This is a genomic window from Pseudomonas sp. 44 R 15, from assembly GCF_900004965.1.
GTDB lineage: Bacteria > Pseudomonadota > Gammaproteobacteria > Pseudomonadales > Pseudomonadaceae > Aquipseudomonas > Aquipseudomonas orientalis_A.
In genome coordinates this window covers 43,478-59,745 of record NZ_CVTU01000088.1, presented here as the reverse complement: position 1 = coordinate 59,745, position 16,268 = coordinate 43,478, and the positions used below count along the sequence as shown (strand labels likewise).

14 protein-coding genes are annotated in these 16,268 nt (G+C 62.2%); 11 read left to right on the top strand and 3 right to left on the bottom strand.

Annotated features, from left to right (window positions below):
* Positions 1-26 precede the first annotated feature (26 nt).
* Positions 27-245, bottom strand: a complete 219-nt coding sequence (locus BFP93_RS29670; protein WP_370737790.1) for a chitin-binding domain-containing protein — start codon at positions 243-245, stop codon at positions 27-29.
* Positions 246-606: 361 nt separating this feature from the next.
* Here BFP93_RS29670 and BFP93_RS11550 point away from each other — a divergent pair, with 361 nt between their 5' ends.
* From BFP93_RS11550 to BFP93_RS11515, 8 genes are all read left to right on the top strand, one after another.
* Positions 607-1,878, top strand: a complete 1,272-nt coding sequence (locus BFP93_RS11550; protein WP_370737789.1) for an ABC transporter substrate-binding protein — start codon at positions 607-609, stop codon at positions 1,876-1,878.
* 135 nt (positions 1,879-2,013) lie between these two features.
* Entirely contained in the window at positions 2,014-2,904 is an 891-nt protein-coding gene (locus BFP93_RS11545; RefSeq protein ID WP_065887342.1) for a carbohydrate ABC transporter permease, read from the top strand.
* Positions 2,905-2,914: 10 nt separating this feature from the next.
* On the top strand, positions 2,915-3,745 hold the full coding sequence (locus tag BFP93_RS11540) for a carbohydrate ABC transporter permease (protein WP_065887345.1): 831 nt from the start codon (positions 2,915-2,917) through the stop codon (positions 3,743-3,745).
* A gap of 23 nt (positions 3,746-3,768) precedes the next feature.
* Positions 3,769-4,872, top strand: coding sequence for an ABC transporter ATP-binding protein (locus BFP93_RS11535; protein ID WP_065893181.1), 1,104 nt, complete (start codon positions 3,769-3,771; stop codon positions 4,870-4,872).
* A gap of 18 nt (positions 4,873-4,890) precedes the next feature.
* On the top strand, positions 4,891-6,372 hold the full coding sequence (locus tag BFP93_RS11530) for a mannitol dehydrogenase family protein (protein WP_065893180.1): 1,482 nt from the start codon (positions 4,891-4,893) through the stop codon (positions 6,370-6,372).
* Positions 6,373-6,510: 138 nt separating this feature from the next.
* Complete coding sequence (gene xylB / locus BFP93_RS11525) at positions 6,511-7,992, top strand: xylulokinase (RefSeq protein WP_065893179.1); 1,482 nt, start codon at positions 6,511-6,513, stop codon at positions 7,990-7,992.
* Between the two features lie 12 nt (positions 7,993-8,004).
* On the top strand, positions 8,005-8,943 hold the full coding sequence (locus BFP93_RS11520; protein ID WP_065893178.1) for a carbohydrate kinase family protein: 939 nt from the start codon (positions 8,005-8,007) through the stop codon (positions 8,941-8,943).
* Between the two features lie 118 nt (positions 8,944-9,061).
* Positions 9,062-11,668, top strand: coding sequence for an autotransporter family protein (locus BFP93_RS11515; protein ID WP_065893176.1), 2,607 nt, complete (start codon positions 9,062-9,064; stop codon positions 11,666-11,668).
* A gap of 57 nt (positions 11,669-11,725) precedes the next feature.
* Here BFP93_RS11515 and BFP93_RS11510 read toward each other — a convergent pair whose 3' ends face one another.
* Positions 11,726-11,992: a DUF1652 domain-containing protein gene (locus BFP93_RS11510; protein ID WP_065893174.1), complete on the bottom strand. Its 267-nt coding sequence runs from the start codon at positions 11,990-11,992 to the stop codon at positions 11,726-11,728.
* 370 nt (positions 11,993-12,362) lie between these two features.
* On the opposite strand from BFP93_RS11510, the gene BFP93_RS11505 reads away from it, so the two are divergent.
* Together BFP93_RS11505 and map are read left to right on the top strand one after the other, a co-directional pair.
* Positions 12,363-12,566, top strand: coding sequence for a ParD-like family protein (locus tag BFP93_RS11505; protein ID WP_065887356.1), 204 nt, complete (start codon positions 12,363-12,365; stop codon positions 12,564-12,566).
* A complete protein-coding gene (map, locus tag BFP93_RS11500) occupies positions 12,563-13,318 on the top strand; it encodes a type I methionyl aminopeptidase (RefSeq protein WP_065893172.1) in 756 nt (251 codons plus the stop codon). The genes BFP93_RS11505 and map overlap by 4 nt, the downstream gene beginning before the upstream one ends.
* A 112-nt stretch (positions 13,319-13,430) precedes the next feature.
* Here the strand turns inward: map and sfnG are convergent, their stop codons facing one another.
* Entirely contained in the window at positions 13,431-14,516 is a 1,086-nt protein-coding gene (gene sfnG, locus BFP93_RS11495) for a dimethylsulfone monooxygenase SfnG (RefSeq protein WP_065893171.1), read from the bottom strand.
* A gap of 265 nt (positions 14,517-14,781) precedes the next feature.
* Here sfnG and BFP93_RS11490 point away from each other — a divergent pair, with 265 nt between their 5' ends.
* Positions 14,782-16,020, top strand: coding sequence for an acyl-CoA dehydrogenase family protein (locus tag BFP93_RS11490; RefSeq protein ID WP_065893169.1), 1,239 nt, complete (start codon positions 14,782-14,784; stop codon positions 16,018-16,020).
* Positions 16,021-16,268: the final 248 nt, after the last annotated feature.

Below are 16,268 nucleotides of genomic sequence, written 5' to 3'. Positions count from 1 at the left end.
TGAAAGTGTCAGGACAGGCAGTCCCGTCAGGGTCTCACACAGGCTTGCTTGGACTCATCGAACTCCAACCCGGTCGGGCAGTTATAGGGATATTGAATCCACCGTTGAATGCTGGTGTTATAGACACACCGATGGAATCCACCTACCACATTGGTGCTTTTAAAATAGCCCGCTTTGGTACATGGCGGGTCTCGTGAATCCAACGCCGATCCGGTGCTGCACGCACTGAGAAAACCCGCAATCATCAGGCCTAATAGCGCTTTATTGGTTTTGAGGTTTACACGGAAAAGGTTCATGAACATCTCCAGGTGGGTGTATGCCTGGCCATTAACTCCCCGTTGTTTTTCTGCGTCTACTGTCAGAATTAACAGGTGACCGCGTCATGACGCTGCGCTAACGCTGTACCCGAGCAGTGCAAAAAAGTATCAGTCCCAGTGCTCCCAAGGATTTGTCATCGCGGCGTTTGCGGGCTGTAATCAACGCACACTCTTCCTGACTCCCTGTGGGAAGACACAACAACAATAACCGTCCTTCTGTAGCCCTCTGGGCGCGGAAATGGAGTGCGCGATGAAGTTCACAGCAAAAGCTCTCATAGCCTTTTCTTGCATGACCCTCAGCGCCGTCAGCCTTGGCGCGCAAACCCTGACCATTGCCACCGTCAACAACAGCGACATGATCCGCATGCAGAAGCTCTCGAAAACCTTCGAGGCCGAGCATCCGGAGATCAAGCTGAACTGGGTGGTGCTTGAAGAAAACGTGCTACGCCAACGCCTGACCACCGACATCGCCACCCAGGGCGGGCAGTTCGATGTGTTGACCATCGGCATGTACGAAGCCGCACTGTGGGGCGCCAAGGGTTGGTTGGAACCCATGAAGGACCTGCCGGCGTCCTACGACCTTGACGACGTATTCCCTTCAGTACGTGACGGCCTGTCCGTCAAGGGCTCGCTGTACGCCCTGCCGTTCTACGCTGAAAGCTCCATCACCTATTACCGCACCGACCTGTTCAAGGACGCCGGGCTGAGCATGCCCGAGCACCCGACCTGGACCCAGATCGGCGAATTCGCGGCCAAACTCACCGACAAATCCAAAGAGCAATACGGCCTGTGCCTGCGCGGCAAAGCCGGTTGGGGCGAGAACATGGCGCTGATCACCACCCTGGCCAACGGCTTCGGCGCGCGCTGGTTCGATGAGAAATGGCAGCCCGAATTCAACGGCCCCGAGTGGAAGGACGCGCTGAACTTCTATGTCGACAACATGAAAAAATCCGGCCCGCCGGGTGCCTCCAGTAACGGCTTCAACGAGAACCTGGCGCTGTTCAACAGCGGCAAGTGCGCGATCTGGGTGGACGCCAGCGTGGCCGGCTCGTTTGTCACCGACAAAACCCAGAGCAAGGTGGCCGAGCACGTCGGCTTTACCTTCGCCCCGCACGAGAAGACCGACAAGGGCACTTCGTGGCTGTACTCCTGGAGCCTGGCGATCCCCACCAGTTCCAAGGCCAAGGACGCCGCCAAGGTGTTCACCAGTTGGGCCACCTCTAAAGAATATGGCGCATTGGTCGCCAAGACCGACGGCGTCGCCAACGTCCCGCCAGGCACGCGCAAGTCTACCTACAGCGACGAGTACATGAAGGCCGCGCCGTTCGCCAAGGTGACCCTGGAATCGCTGAAAGTGGCGGACCCGACCAAGCCCACCGAGAAGCCGGTGCCGTATATCGGTATCCAGTTGGTGACCATTCCCGAGTTCCAGGCGATTGGTACCCAGGTCGGCAAGTTCTTCTCCGGTGCATTGACCGGTCAGCAGACCGTGGATGCCGCGTTGACCGCCGCGCAGACCACCACCGAGCGGGAAATGAAGCGGGCTGGTTACCCCAAATAACCCCCATAACCTGTAGGAGCGAGCTTGCTCGCGAAGGTATTCCAAGCGCATCGCGGTGTCGGATGTACCTTTTTCGCGAGCAAGCTCGCCCCTACAGGGCTTTTGCGCACCTGTCTCTATCTGGTTCTGATCACCATGAATACAACGCCCAAAAACCGCCTGGCCAACCCCGGCTGGTTCCTCGTCAGCCCCTCGGTGGCCCTGTTGCTGCTGTGGATGATCGTGCCGCTGGGCATGACCCTGTACTTTTCGCTGATCCGCTACAACCTGCTCTACCCCGGCGAAAACCAGTTCGTGGGGCTGGAAAACTTCACCTACTTCGTCACCGACTCGGGCTTTCTGCCCGGCGCCACCAATACCCTGTTGCTGGTGGGCAGTGTGTTGCTGATCAGCGTGGTGTTCGGCGTATTGATCAGTGCGCTGCTGGAGGCCAGTGAATTCCTCGGGCGTGGCATCGTGCGGGTGATGCTGATTTCGCCGTTCTTCATCATGCCCACCGTCGGTGCGTTGATCTGGAAGAACCTGATTTTCCACCCGGTGTCGGGGATTCTCGCCGCCGTGTGGAAGTTCTTCGGCGCCGAGCCCGTGGACTGGCTGGCGCACTACCCGTTGCTGTCGATCATCATCATTGTGTCGTGGCAGTGGCTGCCCTTCGCGATCCTGCTGCTGATGACCGCCATGCAGTCTCTGGACCAGGAACAGAAGGAAGCCGCACGCCTGGACGGGGCCGGCGCCATTGCGATCTTCTGGCACCTGACCCTGCCCCACCTGGCCCGTCCGATTGCCGTGGTGGTGATGATCGAAACCATTTTCCTGCTCTCGGTGTTCGCCGAAATCTTCACCACCACCAACGGCGGCCCCGGCTACGCCTCGACCAACCTCGCCTACCTGATCTACAACCAGGCGCTGGTGCAGTTCGACGTGGGCATGGCCTCGGCCGGCGGCTTGATTGCCGTGGTCATCGCCAATATCGCGGCGATCATCCTGGTGCGGATGATCGGCAAAAACCTGACTGACAAGCCTTGAGGGCCGCGCCATGACGCTTCAACAATCCCGCCGCCTGCAAAGCCTGCTGCTCGGTACGTTGGCCTGGGCCATCGCGATCCTGATTTTCTTCCCGATCTTCTGGATGGTGCTGACCAGCTTCAAGACCGAAATCGACGCGTTCGCCACCCCGCCGCAGTTCATCTTCACGCCGACGCTGGAGAACTACCTGCACATCAACGAGCGCAGCAACTATTTTGCCTACGCGTGGAATTCGGTGCTGATTTCCTTCAGCGCCACCGCCTTGTGCCTGCTGATCTCGGTGCCGGCCGCCTACTCCATGGCGTTCTATGAAACCCAGCGCACCAAGGGCACGCTGCTGTGGATGCTGTCCACCAAGATGCTGCCACCGGTGGGCGTGCTGATGCCGATCTACCTGCTGGCCAAGAGCTTTGGCCTGCTCGACACGCGCATTGCGCTGATCATCATCTACACCCTGATCAACCTGCCGATCGTGGTGTGGATGGTGTACACCTACTTCAAGGACATCCCCAAGGACATCCTCGAAGCCGCCCGCCTGGACGGCGCCACCCTGTGGCAGGAAATGGTCCGCGTGCTGCTGCCGATCGCCAAGGGCGGTCTGGCGTCGACCGTGTTGCTGTCGCTGATCCTGTGCTGGAACGAGGCCTTCTGGTCGCTGAACCTGACGTCCTCCAGCGCCGCGCCGCTGACTGCGCTGATCGCCTCCTACTCCAGCCCCGAAGGCTTGTTCTGGGCCAAATTGTCCGCCGTGTCGACCCTGGCCTGCGCGCCCATCCTGATCTTTGGCTGGATCAGCCAGAAGCAGCTGGTACGCGGCTTGTCCTTTGGCGCCGTCAAATAATAATTCCAAGCGGAGGGCCCATCATGGCCAACCTGAAAATCAAGAATATGCAAAAAGGCTTCGAAGGTTTTTCCATCATCAAGGGCATCGACCTGGAAGTGAACGACAAGGAATTCGTGGTGTTCGTCGGCCCGTCGGGCTGCGGCAAATCCACGTTGCTGCGGCTGATCGCCGGCCTGGAAGAAGTGACCGAGGGCAGCATCGAACTGGATGGCCGCGACATCACCGAAGTGACCCCGGCCAAGCGCGACCTGGCGATGGTGTTCCAGACCTACGCGCTGTACCCGCACATGAGTGTGCGCAAGAACATGTCGTTCGCCCTGGACCTTGCCGGCGTCGACAAGAAAATCGTCGAGAGCAAAGTCAATGAAGCGGCGCGCATCCTGGAGCTGGGCCCGCTGCTGGAGCGCAAGCCCAAGCAGCTCTCCGGCGGCCAGCGCCAGCGCGTGGCGATTGGCCGGGCGATTGTGCGCAACCCGAAGATTTTCCTGTTCGACGAACCGCTGTCCAACCTCGACGCCGCCCTGCGCGTGCAGATGCGCCTGGAACTGGCGCGCCTGCATAAAGAGCTGCAGGCGACCATGATCTACGTGACCCACGATCAGGTCGAAGCCATGACCCTGGCCGACAAAGTCGTAGTGCTCAACAGCGGCCGCATCGAACAGGTCGGCTCGCCGCTGGAGCTGTACCACCAGCCGGCCAATCTGTTCGTGGCGGGTTTTCTCGGCACGCCGAAGATGGGTTTCCTCAAAGGCAAGGTCACCCGTGTCGAAGGCCAGGGCTGTGACGTGCAGCTCGACGCCGGCACCCTGATCAGTCTGCCGCTCAGCGGCGCCAGCTTGAGCGTGGGCAGCGCGGTGACCCTGGGCATTCGCCCCGAGCACCTGGAAATCGCCGCGCCGGGCCAGACCACCCTGACCGTCACCGCCGACGTCGGCGAGCGCCTGGGCAGCGACACCTTCTGCCACGTCATCACCGCCAACGGCGAGCCGCTGACCATGCGCATCCGTGGCGACATGGCCAGCCAGTACGGCGAGACGCTGCACCTGCACCTGGACCCGGCGCACTGCCATCTGTTCGACACCGATGGCGTGGCCGTCACCCGCCCCCTGCGCGCCGCCGCCTGATTTCGCGAGTATTACGCCATGAAGCTGAACAAACACACCCTCACCCAGTTGGCACCCGAAGTACAACGGCCCACCTATGCCATCGCCAGCACATCGCAAGGCATCGCGCATATAGGCGTCGGCGGTTTCCATCGGGCGCACCAGGCGTTTTACACCGATGCCCTGATGAACACCGGTGAAGGCCTGGACTGGAGCATCTGCGGCGTGGGCCTGCGGGCCGAAGACCGCAAGGCCCGCGACGACCTCGCCGGCCAGGACTATCTGTTCACCCTGTATGAGCTGGGCGATACCGACGACACCGAAGTGCGCGTGATCGGCGCGATCAGCGACATGCTGCTGGCCGAAGACGGCGCCCAGGCGCTGATCGATAAACTGGCCGAGCCGGCCATCCGTATCGTGTCGCTGACCATCACCGAAGGCGGCTACTGCATCGACGACAGCAACGGCGAGTTCATGGCCCACCTGCCGCAGATCCAGCATGACCTGGCGCACCCGAACGCACCGAAGACCGTGTTCGGTTTTCTCTGCGCCGCCCTGACCCAGCGCCGCGCCGCCGGCACTCCGGCGTTCACGGTGATGTCCTGCGATAACCTGCCGCACAACGGCGCTGTGACGCGCAAGGCGCTGCTGGCGTTCGCCGCGCTGCACAATGCCGAGCTGCATGACTGGATCCAGGCCAATGTGAGCTTCCCGAATGCCATGGTCGACCGCATCACGCCGATGACCAGCACCGCCCACCGCCTGCAATTGCATGATGAGCACGGCGTTGACGATGCGTGGCCGGTGGTGTGCGAACCCTTTGTGCAATGGGTGCTGGAAGATAAATTCGTCAACGGGCGCCCGGCCTGGGAAAAGGTCGGCGTGCAGTTCACCGATGACGTAACGCCTTACGAGGAAATGAAGATCGGCCTGCTCAACGGCAGCCACCTGGCCCTGACGTACCTGGGGTTTATCAAGGGCTACCGGTTCGTTCACGAAACCATGAACGACCCGCTGTTTGTCGCCTACATGCGCGCCTACATGGACCTGGACGTCACGCCGAACCTGGCGCCGGTGCCGGGCATCAACCTGACCGAGTACAAACAGACCCTGGTCGAGCGGTTTTCCAACCAGGCGATTGCCGACCAGTTGGAGCGCGTGTGTTCGGATGGCTCCTCGAAGTTTCCAAAGTTCACGGTGCCAACGATCAATCGCCTGATTGCGGGCGACCGTGAGACAGAACGGGCTGCGCTGGTGGTCGCTGCGTGGGCGTTGTATCTCAAGGGTGTCGATGAGAATGGCGTGAGCTACACCATCCCTGACCCGCGCGCGCAGTTCTGCCAGCAACTGGTCAGCGATGACAGCTTGATCAGCAAGCGCTTGCTGGGGGTTGAAGAGATTTTCGGCAAGGCTATTCCCAACTCGCCCGCGTTTGTGGCAGCGTTCGAGCGGTGTTATGCAAGTTTGCGCGATCACGGCGTCACTGAAACCCTGAAGCGGTTACTGAAGAAACCGGCTTAAAACTGTGGGAGGGGGCTTGCCCCCGATGAGGGTGTGTCAGTTAATAAATCTTTCACTGACCCACTGCTATCGGGGGCAAGCCCCCTCCCAGATTGACCGCATTGACAACTCAACAATAAAACTGCTGAGCACTCCATCATGACCCAGCAAAACCTGTTCCTCGGCATCGACTGCGGCACCCAGGGCACCAAGGCCATCGTCCTCGATGCATCCAGCGGCAAGGTACTGGGCCTGGGCGCCGCCGCGCACACCCTGCTCAGCGGCGCCAACGGCCGGCGTGAGCAACACACCCAGGAATGGCTGGACGCCTTCACCGAAGCCACTCACCGCGCCTTGCAACAGGCCGGGGTGGACGGCCAGGACATCCTCGGCATCGGCGTGTCCGGCCAGCAACATGGCCTGGTTCTGCTCGACGCCCAGGGCCGGGTGCTGCGCCCGGCCAAGCTGTGGTGCGACACCGAGACCGCCGCCGAAAACGAGCGCCTGTTGCAGCACCTGGGCGGCGAAAGCGGCTCGCTGGAGCGCCTGGGCGTGGTCATTGCGCCGGGCTACACCGTGTCCAAACTGCTGTGGACCCGCGAACAGCACCCGGATATCTTTGCGCGCATCGCCCATGTCCTGTTGCCCCATGACTACCTCAACTACTGGCTCACCGGCCGCGCCGTCGCCGAATACGGCGATGCTTCAGGCACCGGCTATTTCGACGTGCGCCGCCGTGAATGGGACGTGGCGCTGCTGCAGCACATCGACCCCAGCGGGCGCCTGCAAGCGGCGCTGCCCGAGCTGATCGCCGCCGACCAGGCGGTGGGCACGATCCTGCCGGGCATTGCCGAGCGCCTGGGCATCAACCCCCAGGCCATCGTCGCCAGCGGCGGCGGTGACAACATGATGGGCGCCATCGGCACCGGCAATATCGCACCGGGCGTCATCACCATGAGCCTGGGCTCATCGGGCACCGTCTACGCGTTCGCCGACCAGCCCAACGTCAGCCCCCAGGCGTCGGTCGCCACTTTCTGCTCCTCCAGCGGCGGCTGGTTGCCGTTGATCTGCACCATGAACCTGACCAACGCCACCGGCGTGGTGCGCGAGCTGTTCGAGCTGGACTTGAACACCTTCAACGCCCTGGTCGAACAGGCCCCCATCGGCGCGGACGGGGTGAGCATGCTGCCGTTCCTCAACGGCGAACGGGTGCCCGCCCTGCCCCAGGCCACCGGCAGCCTGCACGGCCTGACCATGACCAACCTGACCCGCGCCAACCTGTGCCGTGCGGTGGTCGAAGGCACCACCTTCGGCTTGCGTTACGGCCTCGACCTGCTGCGCCAGACCGGCCTGCAGAGCCTGGGCATCCGCTTGATCGGCGGCGGTTCGAAAAGCCCGCTGTGGCGGCAGATGGTTGCCGATATCATGAATACCGAAGTGGTGTGTACCGAACAAAGCGAGGCCGCAGCCCTGGGCGCGGCGATCCAGGCGGCGTGGTGCCAGTCCGGCGAATCCCTGGCCAGCCTGTGCGACAAATGCGTGAGCCTTGACCCGGCCAGCCGCACCCTGCCGGTGCCGGCCAATGTCAGGGCCTATCAACAGGCCTACGAGCGCTATCAACAGCTTGTGGCAACCCTTTAAGAGCGAACGACTATGTATCTGGTGTGCGGTGAAGCGCTGTTTGATTTTTTCAGCGAGGAGGATGCCAGCGGGCTTGCGTCCAAGGTCAACTACAAGTCGATTGCCGGCGGGTCGCCGTTCAACGTGGCCGTGGGCTTGCGCCGCCTGGGCATCGAGGCCGGACTGTTCGGCGGGGTGTCCACCGACTTCCTCGGCCGGCGCCTGGTGCAAGTGCTCGAGGATGAAGGCGTGAGCCGGCAATTTCTCGTGGAGTTCGCTGCACCGACCACGCTGGCGATGGTTGCCGTGGGTGCCAATGGCTCGCCGCAATACAGCTTTCGCGGCGAAGGTTGCGCCGACCGGCAACTGCAGGTCGCGCATCTGCCGGTGCTGGGCGATGAGATTCGCGGGTTGCATATCGGCTCGTTCTCGCTGGTGGTGCAACCCATCGGCGACACGCTGCTGGCCCTGGTCCAGCGCGAAAGCGGCAAGCGCCTGATCAGCCTCGACCCCAATGTGCGCCTTAACCCGCAACCGGACATCCAGCTGTGGCGCGACCGTATCGCCGAGCTGGTCAAGCATGCCGACCTGATCAAGGTCAGCGATGAAGACCTGCACCTGCTCTACCCCGAGCAATCGCCCGAAAGCGTGCTGCAAGACTGGCTGCAACACCGCTGCCAGCTGATATTTCTCACCCGTGGCGGCGACGGCGCCAGTGTGTTCAGCCGCCGGCACGGCACCTGGTCACAACCGGCTATCGACATCGTGATGGCCGACACGGTGGGCGCCGGCGATACCTTCCAGGCAGCGTTGATCGCCTGGTTGACCGAGCAGCAATTGGACTCGGTTGAAGGGCTGCTCCAGCTCAGCCGCGAACAGATCGACGCCATGCTCGGCTTTGCCATCCGCGCGGCGGCGCTGACCTGCACCCGCACCGGGCCGGACTTGCCCTACCGTCGCCAATTAGGCTGATAGCCCCACCGGCCGTGCCCTGCGCGGCCTTTACCTTTTATCCAAAAAGCTTGCCATGCAGCGAAGCTGTGCTACACCGAAGAACAGCAGTAACTAAAAACAATACGTAGGACGCGTCATGACCAAGGCATCTGGTTTCCCAACCCGAGCCGTTATTGCTGTCGGCATCCTTTCACTGCAGTACTTCACGCCCCAGCCCGCGCATGCCGCGTGCGCTTTCAGCCCCGGTCCCGGTGACGATACGTTCGTCTGCGACAGCGGCACCAGCACCGCCGGCCTCACCGATCTTCAGGGCAACAACCGCCTGACGCTGCCCGCCGGTGGTACGGGAATCATCAACGGCCCCGTCACGTTCGGCGCGGGCGCCGATCGCATCCTAATCGATGCCGGCAGTATCCTGGGTGCCGTGCAACAAGGCGCCGGCATCGATGACTTCGTCATGAACGGCGGGCGGATCGTTTCGCTGGCCCAGGGCGATGGCCTCGATACCTTCCTGATGACCGGCGGCGTCATCGAACGGGAATTCGTCGACGGTGACGTGGCGCGACAAACCGGCGGCACGATTGGCCGGGTCGACATGAAACTGGACGATAACGTCTACGAGATGACCGGCGGCGAGATCCTCGGCAACCTGGTCACCGGGTTCGGCAAGGACAGGGTCGACATCTCGGGAACAGGCAGCGTCGGCGGCAATATCAGCACCAGCGGCGGCGACGACATCATTACGGTGAGCGGCGGCGTGATCAAAGGTGAAATCCGCGCCAGTTTCGGCAACGACACGTTCACCTGGCGCAATGGCGGCGCAATCCAGTCTTCAGTCTTGATGGGCGATGGTGACGACACCGCCTTGCTCAGCGCTCTTGATGAAAGCCGGTTGGCCGCCACGCCGTCGATTGACGGCGGCCTGGGCAATGATCAATTGACGTTCGATAACAGCACGTCCAGTACGCCCACCCGCTATGTCGGCTGGGAGACGGTCAACCTCAACAACGCCTCGCGCTTTGCGCTGGCCGGGGACTTTTTCCTCGGTGACAGTGCAAGCAACGCCGGTACGTTCAACATCGATGGCAGCAGTACCCTGGCGGTGAGCCAGGGCGCAATCCGCCCCTACACGGCGGGTCAGCTGGCGACGCTGAACAATGCCGGCACGATTGACATGACCACCGACAACAGCGCGAACAGTTCATTGACGGTGCATGGCAACTATGTGGGCAGTAACGGCCAGCTGTGGCTGCAAAGCGTCCTCGGTGATGACAACTCCGCGACCGACAAGCTGGTGGTGTCCGATGGAATTATCGGCGGTCACACGCGACTGGGCGTCACCAATCTGGGCGGTGCAGGCGGGCTGACTCAGAACAGTGGCATCGAGGTGGTCCAGGCCCTCAACGGCACGACCAGCAGCGCAGATGCCTTTGCGTTAAAGGGCTCAGTGTCTGCCGGCGCCTATGAATATCGGCTGTTCAAAGGCGGCGTGACCGCCGGCACGGAAAACAACTGGTACCTGCGCTCGTCGGTGGTGGCCGTGCAGCCACCCGTCGTCCCGCCAGTACCGCCCACCCCGCCGGTGGTGGTGCCTGTTGCGCAGATTACACCGACGCCTCCCGTCGTCGACCCCGATGAACCAGCGGTGGAGCCGCCGACCGCGCAACCGGTCGCGCCAATCGAGCCTGCGGTGCCACCGCCGAGCCAGGTCGCGGCAGCCGATTCACCGCAACCTGCCGCCGGCAGCCCGGCGCTGCCGACGGCCGTGGTCGGTGCAAAGCCCATCCCGCTGTATCGCCTGGAGGTGCCGGTGTACTCGGTGGTGGTCCCGGCCGCGCAAGTCATGACCCGGATGGCCCTGGGCACCTTTCATGAGCGCCAGGGCGAGCAAAGCCTGCTCACTGAAACGGGGGCGGTTGCGGCCGGCTGGGCGCGTGCCTATGGCGGGGATCTGAACAAGAGCTGGTCGGGCACCGTGTTGCCAAGCTTCGACGGCAGCGTCAAGGGCTATCAGGTAGGGCATGACCTCTACGCTGGGCAAACCGGCGGCGGGCAACTGCAACGTGTCGGCCTGTTCATCGGGCAGAGTCGCTTGCGCGGCGACGTGAAAGGGTTCGCCGAAGGTTTTCAGGACCGGCGCTCCGGGCGGATCAAACTCGACGGTGATAACTTCGGCGCCTACTGGACGCTGACCGATCCCAAGGGGTGGTACATCGACCTGGTGGCCATGGGCACACGCCTCGACGGCGACAACACGTCCGACCGCGGCGTGAAGGTGAACACCAAGGGCGATGCCCTGGCACTCTCCGCTGAAGCGGGTTATCCCATCAGCGTTTCCGAACATTGGGTGATGGAGCCCCAGCTCCAGATGATCCGCCAGAGCATCGACCTGGACAGCCAGCATGACGGTATTTCCAAGGTGTCGTTCGACTCCCAGGCCTACTGGACCGGACGTCTGGGTGCCCGCGTCAAGGGTCGCTATCGGGTGGGCAATATGCCCGTCGAACCTTATGTGCGCATCAACGCCTGGCGCACGTTCGGCGGCAGCGACACGGTGACTTACGATGATGTGGACCGCATCAAGAGCGATCACAAGTCGTCCACCGCCGATGTCGGCGTAGGGGTCGTCGCCCACTTGTCGCCGGCGGTGAGTGTTTACCTGGCGGCGGACTACACCACTGATATGGACGGTAATGCCCAGAAGGGTGTGGGCGGCAACGCCGGGGTGCGCCTGAGCTGGTAAACGGCAGGAGGCCTGGTCAATACAGGCCTCCACGTCAACGCAGGGTCGGCCACACGTTTAAAAACCACGCCCTCCTGCTCGCTGCAGGACCGGCGTGTGCGCCTGCTTGAGGTCTTCACGCAGCCCGGCGATGAGGTTGCAAATGGCGCGACTGCTGTCGAGTTTGTCGGCGCTGATGCCTTTGACCTCCAACTCCACGCGATCACGGACGCGGTCGTCGTACACCTTGATCGTCAGCGACGCATCTTCGGCTTTGGTGCACTCACACCGCTTGGGCAGGAAACTTCCTTCAATAATGCTGCGAAGCTCGAGTTCAGAAAGCATGGCCAACCTCTCCTTGTTTGAGACTGCCAACAGTTTTTATAGGGTCCGGCAGGCACTTGCCCGCCACGTCTTGCCGGCCTTGGAAGACGCCTTCAACTGATGAGCCTACTCGGCAAAATCCACTGCGGTTGTAACCTTTCTTCATAAGCTCAGCGCTTGCTTATACGCCGTACATCCGACAGTTCACATCATCGTCGAACCGCGCCGATTAAACGTTTAACCGTCAGTCTCAGATCGGGCGCAACAGGCGTGGTCGATTTTTCAGCAACATGTGGCAAACAATCAGCCACTCAACCAGCCGTCGAGCGGAGCTTTCGAAAAGCATACGAAATATATACGCTTCGTATATAAATCCTCCACAGTGAAGCTTATGGGCATCGTCAAGATCACCGACCAACTGCACGAACAACTGCGCCTGGCCAGCGCCGCGATGGATCGTTCCATCAACGCCCAGGCCGAGTTCTGGATCAAGATCGGCCTGCTTGCCGAGCTCAATCCTCAGTTGCCCTACAACGACCTGATCAACAAACTGTTGCTGGACAAACCTGACCTGATCAGGGGGCGCAGCCAATGATCAAGACGCCGCAACAGCTTGCGCTGATGCGCGAGTCCGGGCGCCTGCTGGCCCAGGTGTTCAGCATGCTCGACGGTTTCGTCGCCGCCGGCCGCTCCACCCTGGAACTGGACAGCGCCGTCGAAACCTTCATCCGCCAGGCGTTGCAGGCCCGCCCGGCCAGCCTCGGGCAATATGACTACCCCTTCAGCATCAATACATCGATCAATGAAGTGGTGTGTCACGGCATGCCCAGCGCGAAGCAAATCCTTAAGGATGGCGACATCATCAACATCGACATCACCCTGGAAAAAGGCGGCTTTATCGCCGACTCCAGCAAGATGTACATGATCGGCACGGTGACGCCCAAGGCGCGACGCCTGGTAGAAATGACCTTCGAAGCCATGTGGGCCGGCATCCGCCAGGTCAAGCCCGGCGCGCGCCTGGGTGACATCGGCCATGCGATCCAATGCCATGCGCAGGCCAACGGCTACAGCGTGGTGCGTGAATACTGCGGCCACGGCATTGGCCGGGAAATGCACGAAGAGCCGCAGATCCTGCACTTCGGCCGTCCCGGCACCGGGCTGGAACTGCGCGAAGGCATGGTGTTCACCATCGAGCCGATGCTCAACCAGGGCAGCGCCAAAGTGCGCAGCCTCAAGGATGGCTGGACGGTGGTGACCAAAGACAACAGCCTGTCGGCGCAATGGGAACATACCGTCGCGGTGACGGCGGATGGGTTTGAGGTGTTGACCCTGCAACCGACCGCCTGACCCGATCGTTCCCACGCTCCGCGTGGGAATGCCGCCCTGGACGCTCTTGAAGTCGTGACGCAGAGCGTCACAGGATGCATTCCCACGCAGAGCGTGGGAACGATCAACCGGGTCAGGCCACCTGCTTGACGGACGCCTCGGCTTCCAGCTCACGCACCAGCGGCAACACGCGTTTGCCGAAATATTCCACTTCTTCCTGGAAGTGCAGGAAGCCGGCCAGCACCAGGTCCACGCCTACCGCCTTGAGCGCGACGATGCGCTCGGCAATCTGCTGCGGGGTGCCGATCAGGTTGGTCTTGAAGCCGTCGTTGTACTGCACCAGGTCTTCAAAACTGGACTTGGCCCAGTTGCCCTCGCCTTCCGGTGACGCCTTGCCGGCCTGCCTGGCGGCATCGCCAAAGGCATTGACCGCTTCCGGGTCGGCCTTGTCGATGATGTCCGCCAGCACGGCCCGCGCTTCTTCTTCAGTGTCGCGAGCGATCACAAAGGCGTTGACGCCGATCTTTACCGAATGATTGTTGGCGGCGGCCTTGGCACGGATATCGTCGACCTGGGCCTTGATGCCTTCGGGGGTGTTGCCGTTGGTGAAGTACCAGTCCGACACCCGCGCCGCCATGTCGCGCGCGGCCCTTGAACTGCCGCCCTGGAACACTTCGGGCTGGCCCAGTGGCTTGGGCCTGAGGGTGTAATTGTTGAAACGGTAAAAGTCACCCTTGAAGGTGAAATCGTCCTGGGTCCACACACCTTTCAAGGCGCGAATGAATTCTTCGGAGCGACGATAGCGCTCATCGTGCTCCAGCCACGGTTCGCCGATTGCCTGGAACTCGCCCTTGAACCAGCCACTGACGATATTCACCGCGATGCGGCCGTTGGTGAGCTGGTCGATGGTCGCCAACTGCTTGGCCGCCAGCGCCGGTTGCCAGGGACCCGGCAGGATCGCCGCAATCACCTTGAGGGTGGTGGTCGCCGCGAGCAACGCGTGGCTGAACGCCACTGACTCGTGCTGGTTCTCCGCGCCGTAGCCGGCGGTGAAACGAATCTGGGTCAGGCCATATTCAAAGCCGGCGGCTTCGGCCAGTTGCGCCAGTTTACGGTTGTAGTCGATGCCCCAGTGGGTGCGCTGCTCGATCTTGCTGACCACCAGCCCACCGCTGACGTTGGGCACCCAATAGGCAAATTTCACGGCGTGTTGACTCATTGGAGGTACCTCGCACAAAGGAATGTAGGAGGACTTGAGCAGCAAGCGTGCCAGCTATGGGTACATGCCCTGCCCTTGCGGGTTGTGGCGCGAAACCTCGGGGTTACGCAAGGCGCCGCGACTGTCATGCAACACTGCATTTTGTGCAAACGCTGTTGCTGGAGCAACAGCGGCTGGCCTCCTCGCGCCGTAAACACGGGCCGCCGCGCCCGGCACGGACTGTGCAAACACCCAGGGACTTGATCACAGCCCAGGAGCCGCACCCATGACCGAGCAACACGTCATCAACCCGCTGTCCATCGGCGTCGACTACCCCGCCCTGGCCGAACGTTTCCGTCCCATCTTCCAGCGCATCGCCGACGGCGCGGTGGAACGCGAACACAGCCGCACCCTGCCCCATGAGCCGATCCGCTGGTTGAAGGAAGCCGGTTTTGGCGCGGTACGCGTGCCGGTGGAATATGGCGGCGGCGGCGCGTCGCTGCCGCAGCTGTTCGAACTGTTGATCGAACTCGCCGCCGCCGACTCCAATGTGCCCCAGGCCCTGCGCGGGCATTTTGCGTTCGCCGAAGACCGCCTGAATGCGCCGCCGGGCGCGGCGCGCGAGGTATGGTTCAAGCGCTTTGTGGACGGCGACATCGTCGGCTGCGCCTGGACCGAAATCGGCAATGTCGCTATCGGCGACGTGGTCACCCAGGTCAGCCCCAACGGCGACGACTGGACACTCAACGGTGAAAAGTTCTACAGCACCGGCAGCCTGTTTTCCGACTGGATCGATGTATACGCCCAGCGCAGCGACACCGGCGCCGACGTCATCGCCGCCACCCGCACGCGCCAGCCCGGGGTGGTGCAAAGCGATGACTGGGACGGCTTCGGTCAACGCACCACCGGCAGCGGCACCACGCGCTTTACCAATGCCGTGGTCGAAGGGCAAAACGTGATCGACTTTGCCACCCGCTTCAAATACCAGACCGCGTTCTATCAACTGGTACTGCTCGCCACCCTGGCCGGCATCGGCCACGCGGCGCTCAACGACGTGGCCCATCAGGTACGCACGCGCAAACGCATCTACAGCCACGGCAACGCCCCGCATGTCAGCCAGGACGCGCAGGTACAACAAGTGGTAGGCGAAGTCGCCGCGCTCGTCTACGCAGCCCGCGCCAGCGCATTGCACGCCGCACTGCCGGCGCAACGGGCCTACCTGGCCCGCTTCGGTGGCGATAACGCAGCAGAGCGCGAAGCCAACGTCGCCGCCGAAATCGAATCCGCGACAGCCCAGGTGGTGGTGTCGGAATTGATCCAGCGAGCCACCAGCCAACTGTTCAACGCCCTGGGAGCCTCCGATGTGCGCCAGGGCAAAGCCCTGGACCGGCACTGGCGCAATGCGCGAACCGTGTCATCGCACAACCCGCTGATCTACAAGGCACGGATCGTCGGCGACTGGGTGATCAATGGCACCGAGCCACCGTTCGTCTGGCAGATCGGCAACGGCCCGGCGAAAGCCTAATGCCCGTAGGAGCGAGCTTGCTCGCGAAAAACTCACAGGCACCGCGTTTATTCAGGAAGCCCGCGTTATCGTTGACGTTTTTCGCGAGCAAGCTCGCTCCTACAGAGGGCGATGCGCAGCCATGGGTATCGACACAACGCTAACCACGATGCGCAGCGAGCCGCCCTTGATCTTGATCTGCTTTTGATCTCAGGCGCCCCGTTAAACCACGCTGGCCGAACGCAGGCTTGAATCCGTGGGTAACCCGG